The 14,698-nt window shown below is 48.8% G+C and carries 9 protein-coding genes; 7 read left to right on the top strand and 2 right to left on the bottom strand.

The genetic code is table 11. The features are described from left to right. Positions 1-320 precede the first annotated feature (320 nt). The 5 genes from KNP03_RS08370 (at position 321) to KNP03_RS08350 (ending at position 6,644) form a co-directional block, all read left to right on the top strand. Entirely contained in the window at positions 321-983 is a 663-nt protein-coding gene (locus tag KNP03_RS08370; RefSeq protein WP_214828085.1) for a response regulator transcription factor, read from the top strand. Continuing rightward, positions 983-2,353: a sensor histidine kinase gene (locus KNP03_RS08365; protein WP_214828083.1), complete on the top strand. Its 1,371-nt coding sequence runs from the start codon at positions 983-985 to the stop codon at positions 2,351-2,353. The genes KNP03_RS08370 and KNP03_RS08365 overlap by 1 nt, the downstream gene beginning before the upstream one ends. 128 nt (positions 2,354-2,481) lie before the next feature. Further along, entirely contained in the window at positions 2,482-2,952 is a 471-nt protein-coding gene (locus tag KNP03_RS08360) for a competence protein ComK (protein WP_214828081.1), read from the top strand. An 88-nt stretch (positions 2,953-3,040) separates the two neighbouring features. Then, complete coding sequence (locus KNP03_RS08355; RefSeq protein WP_214828078.1) at positions 3,041-6,112, top strand: efflux RND transporter permease subunit; 3,072 nt, start codon at positions 3,041-3,043, stop codon at positions 6,110-6,112. Positions 6,113-6,233: 121 nt separating this feature from the next. Beyond that, positions 6,234-6,644, top strand: a complete 411-nt coding sequence (locus tag KNP03_RS08350) for a hypothetical protein (RefSeq protein ID WP_214828076.1) — start codon at positions 6,234-6,236, stop codon at positions 6,642-6,644. 24 nt (positions 6,645-6,668) lie between these two features. Here KNP03_RS08350 and KNP03_RS08345 read toward each other — a convergent pair whose 3' ends face one another. Together KNP03_RS08345 and KNP03_RS08340 are read right to left on the bottom strand one after the other, a co-directional pair. Continuing rightward, positions 6,669-7,055 (bottom strand): hypothetical protein, encoded by a 387-nt coding sequence (locus KNP03_RS08345; RefSeq protein WP_214828073.1) that lies wholly within the window; start codon positions 7,053-7,055, stop codon positions 6,669-6,671. Positions 7,056-7,110: 55 nt separating this feature from the next. Continuing rightward, on the bottom strand, positions 7,111-7,491 hold the full coding sequence (locus KNP03_RS08340) for a truncated hemoglobin (protein ID WP_214828070.1): 381 nt from the start codon (positions 7,489-7,491) through the stop codon (positions 7,111-7,113). Between the two features lie 157 nt (positions 7,492-7,648). Here KNP03_RS08340 and addB point away from each other — a divergent pair, with 157 nt between their 5' ends. Both addB and addA read left to right on the top strand, forming a co-directional pair. After that, a complete protein-coding gene (gene addB / locus KNP03_RS08335) occupies positions 7,649-11,089 on the top strand; it encodes a helicase-exonuclease AddAB subunit AddB (RefSeq protein ID WP_214828068.1) in 3,441 nt (1,146 codons plus the stop codon). Then, a complete protein-coding gene (addA, locus tag KNP03_RS08330) occupies positions 11,073-14,684 on the top strand; it encodes a helicase-exonuclease AddAB subunit AddA (protein ID WP_240544509.1) in 3,612 nt (1,203 codons plus the stop codon). The genes addB and addA overlap by 17 nt, the downstream gene beginning before the upstream one ends. Positions 14,685-14,698: the final 14 nt, after the last annotated feature.

Below are 14,698 nucleotides of genomic sequence, written 5' to 3'. Positions count from 1 at the left end.
TACAGAAGGGTCCCGATTAGATCGGGACTTTTTTTATCGTATTCAAAATGGATAGAATGTGCTATATTAATGGTGATAATGAGAATCGATATCAACGGGATGTCGACGGGAGGTCACCGAATATGGAACTCGTCATGATCAGCGGAGTGTTGGCGTTAATTGGCGGAGGGGCAGCTTTTTTAACACAACAATTGCGTATGAAGTCAGCACGTTAAGAAAGGGGAGACCCTTTCTTTTTTTGTGTTGTTGATGAAATGCTTTCCCATCATTCTTCGACAATTATTTGATATGATTATGAAAAACGTGTTGAGGTGACTTGAATGTATACGATCTACTTAGTCGATGATGAAATAAACTTGAATAAAATGCTCGTCACGTATTTGCAGCAGGAAGGATACGTTGTCCGTTCATTCTCAGATGGCACGTCTGCTCAAGCGGCCATCCATGATCAACCGGATTTGTGGGTACTTGACATTATGTTGCCGGACTTGGACGGCTTTCAATTGCTCAAACAGATCAAGGCGGTAAACGCGAATACGCCGACCATCTTTATCTCGGCCCGGGATGAAGACATTGATAAAATCATCGGGCTTGAGATGGGATCGGATGACTACATCGCGAAGCCGTTTTTACCACGTGAATTGGTGATTCGTGTGAAAAAATTGATTGACCGAGTGTACGGTTCGAAATCGAATGAGAACATCGAATATGGAGAGTACACGATTTATCCGGACAAGCGACTCATCAAGCATGGAGAAGAAGAGATTGATTTGACCTCCAAAGAGTTCGATTTATTGCTACTATTCTTGGAGCATCCGGGTTCCGCTTTGTCGCGGGAACAGATTTTAGAGGGCGTGTGGGGGCAGGATTACTTTGGTTCTGACCGGGTCGTGGATGATTTGGTCCGACGGTTACGCAAAAAATTACATCGTCTCGAGTTGGAAACACTCTACGGTGTCGGCTACCGTCTCGTTAAGCCATGATGATCAGCCAGTTAAAACCGAAGCGGCTCATGTGGAAGATTTGGGTGTTGATTTTACTGATCATCGTCACGCTGGCACTCATGATTTTACTGACCATTCGGTCGTCCATCACACAGTTCATAGATGAACAAGTTTATGAAACGTTGCAGGACGTGGATTATTACTTGGGCAATACGAATGAACTCGAGAATTATCCCCAAAATCCGATTGAATACGACCGCCGGCAACAAGAGTCGCGATCGGTGAACCAGCTAATTTTTTTACCGAACGGTCGAATTATTTATGGATCGGCACCGCTCGAGTTGACGAACCGGATGTACAGAGAAGCCTTGAATCAGACAGGAAACGTCAAAAAATATCAGACGACGATTGACGGGGAGGACGTCTACTACATCATCCGTCAAAATGAATATGACGGTACGACGATTTATCAGGCTTCCTATGCCTGGGATGCCTACAGACGGGAACTGGTCTCGACACTATTTTGGAGAATCTCGATTTTGATCGGCATCATCAGCTTATTGTCTCTCATTCCCGCACTCTGGATGTCTCGTGAATTGACCAAGCCGATCGTCGAAATGGAGCGGGCGGTCGAGAAAATATCCAATCGTCAGTGGGAGACAGTTTTACCGTTAGATCGCCAAGACGAACTTGGACAGTTGGCCCAATCGATTGATGCGATGAGAAAAGAACTGAAAGAACAAGACTTGGCACAACAAGCCTTGTTACAGAACATATCGCATGATTTAAAGACTCCAATCATGGTCATTCGTGGATACGCCCAATCAATCGGAGACGGTATTTATCCGACAGGCGATTTGAGAGGTTCCGCCGATGTGATCGACGAAGAAGCCTCCAGGTTAGAAAAGAAAGTTGTCGATTTGCTATATGTGACCAAATTGGAATACTTTAAAGGGCAAGAAATGAAACTTGAACCGATCAACCTGGATAAGTTGATTGAATTGCTCGTCGCGCGCTTCAAACTCAGAGGTGACGTGGAATGGATCGTGGAGGGCGAGGGCGGCGAAATGCTCGGTGATGGTGAACAAATCCGGGTGGCGTTTGAAAACGTTCTCGACAATGCGCTTCGCTATGCAGAAACCACGATTCGGATCAAACTGTCACGCAGCCCAGCCGGTGTGGAACTGTTTATCCTAAACGATGGTCCGCCAGTAGATGAAAACTTGGATTTGTTCCATCAGTTTTCCCGTGGGAAACAAGGGAAGTTTGGGCTCGGTTTGTTCATCGTGCAACGAATTGTAACCCTTCATAAAGGGGAAGTTTCGCTTGGGAATACGAGCGAAGGAACTGCTGTCCGCTTTTACTTTCCACATGTAAATGAGATCAGGAGTTTAAAATCTGACGAATAATTTTGAAAACCAGCCCATAGCAGGCTGGTTTTTTAATGGGAAATACTCTGTAGTCGGTTTGCAGAAGAAACGTAATCTTGCTATGAATGAAGTGTAATTCAATAGATCACGTTATGGGGGATGAAGAGATGACGAAACTGACAAACGAAACAAGAGCTTTGATTCCTGTTTTTAACGAATTTGGTGAGCCGGAAACGTTGGTTTATCAGCCTGAAGGCGTCAAACGGGTAGCGGGTTCGCCAGTTGATTTACTTGAAGACGCTTGCCTTTATTATGGTTCAAGCATACAAGGCCGGATTGAGGCGGCAAGGCATGTGTTGGGACCACACCGAAAAACACCGGTCGTGATGGATTGGCATGCGGATGCCGTCTTTTTCCCGACGATCGCGAAGGAAAGTCCAGAGTGCTCCTGGATCAATTTTCAGCATGTCACGTCGATTAAAAAGGATGGTACCAATACAGTCATTCAGTTTTTAACAGGAGAAACGGTTCGCGTCCCGGTTTCTGATCATACCGTCTCTCGCCAAAAACAACGATCAATCGAATTATCATACGCCTTTCAAAAACGATTTCATGACAGCACATTCCAGCACGTTTAAACGTTGAATTCGATATCAAACCCCTCTATGATGAAGAAGAAGCAATTATATGTGTATTTGCACATTATCTGAAAGTGAGGGGTTGTAAATGTTTTTTGAAAAGATGATTGAGCGAGGGAAACTGGTCATTGTGTTTCTGCTCGTGGCAATCGTAGTCGGGGTGCTAACTTTCTTCCAGCTCCCGAAGCGAGAAATTCCAGAGACGAGCTTTAACATCGTCCTCGTTCAAACACCATACCCGGGGGCGACGGCCGAGGCGGTCGAACGGAATGTGACGAGTGTCCTCGAAGAGGAGCTACGCGGACTTGAAGGTGTTGAAAACGTGACCTCTGTTTCCGCGTCTGAATTCTCAAATATCACAGTTGAATACGAGGATGGGACCGACCAGGCCGAGTTCCAAGCGAACGTCCGCCAGGCCTTGTCAGATGCTACACCAAAGCTTCCGGACAATGCATTGGCACCTACGGTGAACGACTCGCTGGGGCAGTTACCCGTGGCCTCATATTTGTTGACAGCGGGAGATCGTGCGTCTTTTGAAGAGGTGCGAGAAAACCTCGAATCATTGGAAAATCAGCTTCTTCGCACAGACGGTGTAACCGGAGTGACCATTAAAGGCCTACCTGAACAAGAATATGTCGTCTCGCTCGACTCTGAAAAATTGAGCGAACGTCAATTGGCGTTCCCGGATGTCTTGACGGCCATCAACGAAGAATACAAAACGACCCCGCTCGGTCGCCAGTCGACTGAAGAAGGAATCTATCAGTTGGCCATCGACAATTTAACGAACGTCAATGACATGGAGCAGGTCATCGTCGGATCTTTCGATGGAGAAGCAGTGCTCTTAGGTGATGTCGGAACGGTGCAGGAAACGGCTGAGATGGACACCGATCTCGTTTCAATCGACGGGGAACCGGCCGTCTCGATCACGGTTCCGATTGAGGCAGGACTAGATATCCCGACCATGCAGGAACGAGTGGATGACGTCGTGAAAGGGGAAATCGGAGATCTTGACGGTTTTGAGCTTGTCCCATACTACGAACAAGCCAAAGCAGTCGACGATATCTTCTCGTCGTTGACGCGTGAGTTCATCGTTGCCATCATCGCGGTTATCGCCGTGACGACAATCGGATTGACGTTCTCAGGATCAATTATCGTCAGTTTGGCGATTCCGTTGTCGTTCGTGCTTGCTTTGATCCCACTTCGTTTTACAGGAGTCGATTTAAACCAGATTTCGATTATTGGGGCCATCATCGCCCTTGGTATTTTGGTCGATGATGCGATTGTCGTGAATGATAATATTCTGCGACGCTATCGAAACGGAGATTCGGCGATGCTCGGAGCAGTGCGCGGGACGAAAGAAGTATGGGGGTCTATTGTCACCTCGACGCTCGCGGTTGTATTTGCCTTCTTGCCGCTCACACTGTTGTCAGGGGCGAACGGAAACTTCATTCGTGCCTTGCCGACCGTACTCGCATTGTCGGTTCTTGCATCGATGGTCATCAGTTTGACGCTCGTCCCGATTGCGCAGTATCGCTTGAATCGAAAATCTGTGAAGGTTTCAAAACGGGAACCGGGTTGGCTCGGTGGACCACTCCATAAATTGAGTACGTTCTACGCAGACCGACTGTTACCGATTGTGGCGAAACGCCCATGGACCTTCGGGATTGCCGGTTTCGTCATCACGACAGCGCTTTACGGATTGATTTTACTCACGCCGTTCGAGTTCTTCCCGGCTGCAAACCGTCCGGAAGTCGTCACAAGTGTGACGTTCCCGGTTCAGACCGAGTTGAAAGAAACGGAAGAACGATTAAAAGACATCGAGGCAGAATTCCAAAAAGAAGAAGGCGTCATCGAGACATCTATTTTTGCTGGAGGCGGGTTGCCGGGTCTCTTTACAGGCGGGCTCGATCAGTCCGGTGAAAACACGGGGCAAGTCGTGGTACGTGTCGATAACGAATCGATCGATGCGATCGAACTGATTGATGACTATACAACCATGCTGCGTGAAAAGTATCCGGAGGCAGAAATTTTCCTTGATACCCAACAGCAAGGACCTCCTGCTTCAGCGCCTGTCGAATTTACGATGCGTAGTGAGACAATCGACCAGTTAGTCGCTGCACGTGACCAGGTGAAAGCGGCACTCGAACAGGTCGACGGGGCAATCGTTCTGGATAATATTAAAGAACCGTTCCAGACACTCACATATGAATTGAATCGTGATGAGATGGCACAAGCTGGCGTAAGTGCTAAAACCATCAGTGATCAGATCCGTCTTGTCACAGACGGGATCCCAATCGGAACATTTGATGACGGTGTGGAGCAACGTGATGTGAAAATCGTGATTGATGCGGAGGCGAACCGTGAAGCGCTCGCACTCGACGACATTTTGATTCCGGTAGAAACAGAGGCAGGACCTCCGGTTGCGCCACTTAGTACGTTTGTTACAGAGACGAAAACGGAACAAATTCAACAAATTCCGCGCGAAAACGGAGAACGTTCGGTCACGCTCCAGATTTATGCAAGCGAAGGAGTGGATGAGGACGCATTCAAGCAGGAAGTGGAACAACTTTTGGATGATGCGAAGTCTGATTTGACAGATGAAGGCATCAGCTTTGATCAATCCGGGGCAAGTGAGACGCAAAATGAGTTCTTCTTGGAACTTGCAACATTGTTCGTCGTCGTCTTGTTCTTGATCTACTTGATTATCGCGTTCCAATTCAATTCTCTCTCTTTACCGTTACTCGTCTTGTTTACGATTTATTTGGCGATTGCGGGAGCGGTTGTCGGATTGTTCGTGACACAGACGCCATTCAGCTTTATGGCGTCAATGGGAATGGTGTCCCTCGCCGGAATCGTTGTACGGAACGCGGTCGTCTTGTTCGAATTTATCGAACAACGGATTCGTGACGGTATGGCCGTAACGACAGCGGTGTATGAAGCAGGGCGTGCGCGGATTCGGCCGATCCTCTTGACTGCCTTAACGGCGGTGGTCGCCTTACTACCGGTCGCGCTTGGCGAAGATCCACTTTTCAAACCACTTGCGATTGGAATTGTGTCCGGGATCTTATTCTCGACCATTTTAACGCTGGTGCTTGTTCCGGCCTATTATTTGATTTTGGCGAAACGTCGCCATCGGGACAAACCGTTCACAGATCAATAAACGGGAGGTATGACGTTCGAATGGGCGTCATACCTTTTTTTAAGCAGTTCGTCACATGTTTTAGGGGATGTTGTATGGGTATAATAAGAAGAGAGCTTGAATAGCATGGGAGGGAATGAGAATGAACGATTCGTATACATGGTTAAACCGTCGAAAAATACGACCGGCCTATAGCGTGACGGGCAGTCGTTCCTGGTCAAGTGAGCGTATCGTCCGCCCAGATATGGCGCGTGGAAAGATGGTGCGTGATGTAAAACGTGTTCGTCGCCCCTATACCGATGAGTTCGGAAATCGTCGTTGGACGACGGGGCGTGTCGTCGTCACAGATGCTTCGCGAAATGCACGTGCGCACGGTCATGGGGATACGGCAGTGCAGCTTGAGATTTCAACTCCAACACCTTATGAACGCGTGAAAGAAATGATTCCAACAAAACGCGTCCTTGTCCCTGTTGTGGCAGGGTTGGCCGTTGTCGGCGGGATTGCGGGAGTGGCCTATGCCCTTCGTAAAAAGAAACGGAATAAGAAGAATTAAAAAAATCGCCCTCGGGCGATTTTTTTATTTGAAGCGTTCAGCGAGGATTCGTTCGAGTTCGCGCTCGCCAAGCTCACGCATTTCTGCTTCGTTTTCTTCATCATATGAGTCATCGGAGAAACGACCGACAAATTCTACTTTTCCATTTCCGAGTTCACGGAACACAAGGTTTTTACGGTCGTTGTAAAAGACGACACGATATTCACGTCCATTTTCGTGATCGTAATTGAAGACGCCTTTGATGTGATCCATGTTCTTTTCTTCCGGCTGATCCTCGTCATCGTCCTCATCTTCTTCTGCTTCAGCTGCTTCGTTTGCTTCATCAAGCGCGTCGGCGAGGACTACCGTTTCTTCTTTTTCTTCCGTCCCTTCTTCTTCAGATGAGACGATTTCTTTTTCTTCTTCTGTCATGTGAAACGACCTCCTTTACTTACTTTCCTATCATACCCACTTTTTATAGTTGTGACTACTCAAAATGATGCGAACAAACGCGGACGACGTTCGAGGACGACATGATTAGTCGCTGAAAAAGCTGGCGTTTGATGGATTCCGGCGCATCGACCGTCTTGAGAGCTTGCTCCATGCACCCGAGCCAATGACCGGCATGTGTTTCAGAAATCGGGTGTTCATGATGAATCATCGCTAAATTGCCTCCGCCCCGTCGCTCTGAATAGAGTTTCGGACCGCCCAAGAGTTGAGTTAAAAATTCAAACTGATGTTGTTTTACCCGGTCTTTGTCTTCCGGGAATAAAGGTAGTAAAACAGGGTCCGCATAGACGAGGTCGTAAAATGCATCGACGAGCTGTTGGACACCTTGTTCGCCCCCAAATTGTTCATAAGCACTCATTATATTTCCCCCTCATACGTCCAGTCTAATCGATTTCAGCGGAAAAAGGGAATCAAGCGAGCTACCAATTTTTCTGACCGGGTATGGAATAGGTTTCCCTCTACAAATCAAGTAGGATGGGTCATAATGAAGAAAAAAGGGAAGGAGTGTTCGCAATATGTCAGTTACTTTTCATATCGGTCGATCGGGGACGGGAAAAAGTGAACAGATGATGCGTGATGTCATCGACGAGCTGAAAAGCGACCCGAGCGGACCGACGATCTATATGATTGTTCCGGACCAGATGTCATTTGAAATGGAGCGCAAGATGGCGATGGTCGATGGCTTGCATGGTTCCACCCGTATTCAGGTGTTATCGATGCGTCGACTCGCGTTTTTGATGATGCGTGACGCCGGGGTGGCCACCGAACAATTTTTGGATCAGACCGGGACACACTTACTATTACGGAAGGTCGTTGAGAATAGCGAAGAGCGTTTGACGTTATTCAGACGCACTATGAACCAGTTTGGATTTTATGAAGAATTGAACGAATTGATCACGATGCTAAAACGAGGTCTTGTAGAGCCTGACCATTTACTGCAGCTTAGTGAACAGGCGCAACACCGAGCACTGAAGCTTCAGGACCTCTCCATCATATACGAAGGATTTTTGAAGTTGACTGAAGGGAAATCATTACACGCTGAAGACTATTTCAACGTGTTATTACAACTGCTACCTGAGATCGACTTATCCGGCGTCCATATTTATGTCGACGGCTTCAATGAATTCTCAGAGCAGGAATTGGCAGTCCTTGTCGCATTGGCCGAGAAAGCCCCGTTGGACCTATTGGTGACAGTAGATCCTCATTCTTTATCTCGCCCGGACCCTTTGTTTGGACCAACCCAACGAACGTTAATGCGGTTCAAAGAACTGTTATCTGAGCGTCACCTTGAGTTTCAAGACCGTCTTTACCATGAAGTGAGGCGCTTTACACATCCTAGCCTCGCTTATCTTGAAGCAACATTCGATCAAGTGACGGCTGAACCGTATGCCGGTCAGGAGAATCGGGTCGACATTCACGCGGCGGTCGACCGAACGGTAGAAATCGAGGCGGCTGTCCGTGAAGTGATTCGACTCGTGCGGGAAGACGGGTATCGTTATCGTGACATCGCCTTCATTTCCCGGTCACTTGAGGAGTACGGGGATCTTGCGGCGCAGGCTCTCCAGAAGATGGACCTCCCGTATTTTCTTGATGAGCGTCAGCCGATGCTCGATCACCCGCTTGTAGAATTATTAAAGGCCACAATCGACATTGCGCTTCGCGGTTATCGGGAGGAAGCAGTCTTTCGTGCATTAAAAACGGAACTGGTTGTCCTTGACGAACATCATCGGCGGACGTCGGTTGACCGGTTGGAGGCGTTTGTCGTCGAACGGGGGATCAAGCACTATCATTGGCATGATGAATGGCAATTGCGTCGTCGGACAGGGGAAGAAGCACGTCTGACGAGCGAAGAACTGGACATGGAAGCTACGCTCAACGCGTATCGACAACATGTAGTGGACACGTTTGACCCGTTTTTACAGGAATTGAAAACAGCGAAGACGATGCAGGCCTACACGCATGCTGTCTATTCTTTCCTGGAGCGTGTCGGCGTTGCGGACTGTCTGACATACTGGCGAGACGAGGCAATCGAGGCGGCTCAACTTCTCGAAGCGCGTGAACATACTCAAGTGTGGGACGCCGTCCTGCATTTACTGGAACAGCTTGAGGCTGCGGCCCCGGAGGAGACGTTGTCGACCGATTTGTTCCTTCAAATGATGGACACGGGTCTCGACAGTCTTCGTTATGCGCTCGTCCCGCCGTCACTCGATCAGTTGACAGTGACCGATTACGTGAGGGGGCGGCTTCTGGATAAAAAAATCGTCTTTTTGTTCGGCGCCAACGAGGATCAGATTCCACTAGTGACGACTCAATCCAAGCTGTTGACCGACCATGACTTAGACTTTATGCATGAGCATGGGCTTCGAGCCGGAAAAGCGACCGAGCACTTGTTTGACGATGAGACCTATTACTTATATAAAGCTGTGACTGCTCCGAGTGATCGCCTCTACATCAGTTATGCGCTTGTCGACCGTACCGGCAAGGCGATCCAACCGGCCGGATTCATTTCTGATTTAAAGACCCGTCTTCTTAGCGGGAACGTGATTAAAACCCACTTTGCGGAAGCCGGGGAACATCGACCGTCCGATCAGTACACGTTCATTACGAACGTGAAACAAACAGCAGCTGTGACGGCGCTTGAACTTCAACGTTTGAGCCGCCATTACCCGATTCAAGACACGTGGTTCGCGGTTTACAATGAGCTGTTGAAACACCCGGAGGGAAGAGAAAGGCTACGACTGTTGACGAGTGCGTTGTTCTATCAAAACGTACCGAAAGCATTGTCAGATGATATTACGAAATCACTGTATACGCCATCAATCCGCGCCAGTGTGTCACGTCTTGAAACGTTCCAGGCATGTCCGTTCAAACATTTCGCAAGCTACGGGTTGCGTTTGAAAGAACGACGGTTATATCGTCTTGAGGCACCGGATATCGGGAACTTGTATCACCGGACGATTGAACACATGTCGCAAACGGTCAAGATGGAAGGAAAAGAATGGCGCGACGTCTCTCCGGACGAGTGTGAACCTTTGGCTGAACAGGCGGTCGAACTCGTGACGCCTGAAATTCAACACGCGATTTTGATGAGTTCGAACCGCTATGCCTATTTGAAGAAGAAATTGACCGATGTCGTCAGTAAGACCGCAGAAGTCTTGATTGAACAGTCAAAACGGGACGGGTTCGACCCGCAAGCATTTGAACTGGCATTCGGGAGCGGGCAATTCCCTCCTGTATCGTTCACATTATCGAATGGTGCGACATGCGAACTCATCGGGCGAATTGACCGGGTTGATACGGCGATGGTACACGATCAACTGTATGTTCGGATTGTCGATTACAAATCGAGCAAACGGGAAGTGGACTTTGCCGAAATTTATTATGGATTAGCGATGCAGATGCTGATCTATTTGAAAGTATTGATCGAACAGGCGGATGCTTGGACGAAAGAACATGTCTCACCGGCTGCGGCATTGTATTTCCATGTCCATCGACCGCTCGTCCCGCCGGCAGGGTCGGATGAGGACACGAGACGAAAAGTGCTCGAATCTTATCAGATGCAGGGACTGCTCGTAGACGACCCTGATATTTTAGAGATGATGGACCAGACGGCTAAAGGATCGTCAAACAAATCCATAGTCATCCCGGTCAAATATAAAAAGGACGGGACACCTGATTCGAACACTTTGAAAAAAGTTGTCACGCCGTCGCAGCTTGAACAACTGATGGACCATGCGTTTGATTTAGCAAAAGAGAGCGCAGAGGAGATGTATGAAGGAAAGATCGATGTCGAGCCGTACGAATATAAAGAGCGGCGACCATGTCAAACTTGTCCATATCAAAGTGTGTGTCACTTTGACGAGGCGCTCTCGAACGAGCCACGGAAATTGAAAAAACTTGAGAAAGACGAAGTCTTGGCAGAATTAAGGGGGGATGAGCATGAAATGGACGACTGATCAACAAGCCGCGATCGATGCGAGAGGGGCGCACGTTCTCGTGTCGGCCGCAGCAGGATCTGGAAAAACCGCGGTACTCGTTGAGCGGTTATCGAGCCGACTGCTGGATGAATCAGACGAGCTGACAGCAGACCGCATGCTCGTCGTCACATTCACAAATGCGGCCGCGGCCGAAATGAAACGGCGGATCGCGAAGGCTTTGGATGAGGCGCTGCGTGAAGATCCGGCAAATGACTATATTCGAAAGCAACGCCAAATGCTGAACCGGGCTCTGATCACGACCATCCACTCCTTCTGTTTGGAAGTGATTCGGGAGAATTATTATTTACTTGATCTTGACCCGGCTTTCAAAATTGCCGAAGAACGTGACCTGGTCCTCCTGCAGGACGACGTGCTCGAAGAAGTACTGGAAGAAGAGTATGGAAAACAGGACCGTGATTTTTTCGCGCTCGTCGACGCGTATACGTCCGATCGGGGAGATCATGAAATCGAAAGTTTGGTGCTTGGGCTTTATCACTACTCCCGCACCTTGCCGGACCCTGATGCATATTTACAACAACTCGTCTCCCTCTATCAGTTCGGAGAAGACCCGGACCAGGAAGCGATTTTGCGCGAGTATGGGGAACTGCTTTGGAAAGATATCTCCAAAGCCGTTCAGAGTCTTCGGAGTCTTGAGGCGGAGCTCCGTATGGCCGGCTATGAGGCCCAAGCAGAAAATGTGAGACAAGCAATCTTCCCAATCGAACAGATTGAAGAAGAGAACATCGTGTGGAGTGAATTTGAAACGGCAGCCCGGGCAGTGAAGTTCGGGACGATGAAGTCGGTACCGAAGAAAGAAGAACACCACATTTATCATGACGCGTTAAAGCCTGTTTACGACCAGGCGAAAAAGCGATTGATGTCTGCGATCGAACAAGCGAGGGTGAGCGGGGCAGATTTATTGGAATCGGTCTCGATGCAAAAACCGCTCGTAGAGACGCTCGTCCGCACAGTCCGGACGTTCGGTATCGCCTATGAACAAGCGAAGCGGGATCGTGCCTTTGTAGACTTCAGTGATCTCGAGCATTATGCGCTCACGATTTTACGTGAAGATGGAAAGCCGACGAACGTGGCTGAGCTGTATAAAGAGCGTTTCGTCGAAGTGCTCGTCGATGAGTATCAAGACACGAACGAGATTCAGGAAACGATCATCAATCTCGTCGCGAACGAAGTCGAATCGGTGGGGAATTTATTCATGGTCGGGGATATTAAACAATCGATCTATCGTTTCCGTCATGCTGAGCCGGGGCTCTTTATCGATAAGGCCACCCGGTTCAGACAACCTGATGCCGGGATGCGGATCGACTTGTCCCAAAATTTCCGAAGCCGTGCCGAAGTTCTCCACGGAATCAACGATTTATTTGTTCAACTAATGGACGAAGAGGTCGGGGAAGTCGAGTATGATGAAGCGGCACAACTTGTTCCAGGAAGAGAATACGATCCAATTCTAGCCGACCCGGAGTGGATTCTCGTCGACGGGACGAGTCGGGAACTTTCAAAACAAGAAGTGGAAGGACGAGCCATCGCGACGCGTATTTTGGAATTGGTGTCGGGAGATGAACCGTTCAAAGTGACGGATGAGGCGACCGGACAACTTCGTAATTGTGAATATCGGGATATCGTCATCTTAGTCCGCTCTAAAAAAGAACGGGTTGAACAGTTAATGGATATTCTGACACAATACAATATTCCCGCCTATACCGATTCGGATGGCGGATACTTTCAGGCGACGGAAATTCGGATGATGCTCGCTCTGTTAAAGGTGATTGATAACCCGTTACAGGATATCCCGCTCGCCGGGGCACTCCGTTCACCGATGTTTCAGTTCAGTGACGAGGAGTTAGCGAAAATCCGACTCGAATCAGAAGAATCGTTTTTTGAGGCGTTAAAAGCGAAAGCGGATGATGAGGATGAGCTCGGTCTGAAGTGCGGAGATGTACTCGACAAATTATCGCACTGGCGAACGTATGCGCGAAACCATAGCTTGTCCGAATTGATTCAGCAATTGTTCAATGATACGGGCTTCTTTGATTTCACCGGAGGACTTCCAGGCGGGAAAGGCCGGCAAGAAAATTTAAAAGCACTTTACGATCGGGCCCTGTCTTATGAACGAAGCGGTTATCGTGGACTTTATCGCTTCTTGCGAGTCATGGATCGTCTGCAAGACACGGGAGAGGATTTATCCGAGGCCCGTTCACTCGGGGACGAAGAAAACGTTGTCCGAATCATGACCGTCCATAAATCAAAAGGTCTGGAATTCCCTGTGACGATTGTGGCCCAGCTCGGGAAACAGTTCAACAAGCGGGACCAGATGCAACGGGTCATTTTCCATAAACGCTATGGCATCTCACTTGATGCAATCGATGTGGTCACCCGAACCAAATCGGAGACATTCGTGAAAGAGATGATTCGACGCGACTTGGACGCCACGATGAAAGCTGAAGAGATGCGTGTTCTCTATGTGGCGCTGACACGTGCCAAAGAAAAGTTGATCTTGGTCGGCACGGTAGGGGAGCCGGCGAAGCACCTCCAACAATGGCTAGCCGTCGGGCAATCGGGTCATGTCTTGTCTGCAGAAGCAAGACGAGAAGCGAAGACCTATTTAGATTGGATTGCACCGGCATTATTGAAGTTACCAAGTGCATCATCATTTCTCGAGTCATTCGGTGTGTCGGTGGCGAATTCGTTTCCTGAATCCACGACATGGACATATCGAATAATCGGAGAAGACGATTTGGCAGAAGTTGCGACGCTCCAAGAAATGATGGCCCAGCTCCATCATGTTCAACGCTTCGAAGCCATTGATTTTCCGATTCGGGATGAGGAACGGGTAGTCGACAGCGTGCATCGGGCGCTTTCATACGAATATCCGGCAAAAGACGCGACGCGGACGGCCGCCAAGCAAACCGTGACTGAGCTGAAACGAGCGATGCAACTCGAACAAGCGGCGTTTGAAGATCCCGTACGTCCGATTGACACGGCTTACCGCGAGCCGAAGTGGCGACAAGTGAAGCAGACCGGGGCAGAGCGAGGGACGACCTTGCACCTGATTTTCCAGCTCATCGACCCAAGTCAGGCGATTGACACACAAATCAATCGTTGGGAAGAACAAGGTATGCTCAGTCCGGTAGAAGCGGAAACAGCCCGACTTGCAAGAGCGGATATTGAAGCATTTTTCCAAACAGAGGTTGGGGTCGCGTTGGCTAAAGCGATTGAACAAAAGAAAGCCTGGCGGGAGTTACCGTTCACGTACACGGTGCCGGCAGAACGTGTCAATCCGACGGGAGAACTCACCAATGAACATGTCTTGATCCAAGGGGTGATTGACTGTTTGTATTACGACGGCACATCCTATGTGCTCCTTGACTACAAGTCGGACGCTGTGCGGTATCAATCCGATTCACGCGAAATGGCACAGGAACGGTTGCGAGAACGATACGCGATTCAGTTACAGCTCTACCGGGAAGCAATTGAAACGATTTGGAACATACAAGTGGACCACACGTTCATCTATTCACTAGATTTGCAAGAAATCGTTACCGTTCTAACTGAATAAATAATCAAAAGGTG

Source organism: Exiguobacterium algae (genome assembly GCF_018617875.1).
GTDB lineage: Bacteria > Bacillota > Bacilli > Exiguobacteriales > Exiguobacteriaceae > Exiguobacterium > Exiguobacterium algae.
The sequence above is the reverse complement of the archived record's forward strand: the minus strand, read 5'-3'. Positions and strand labels throughout refer to the sequence as shown.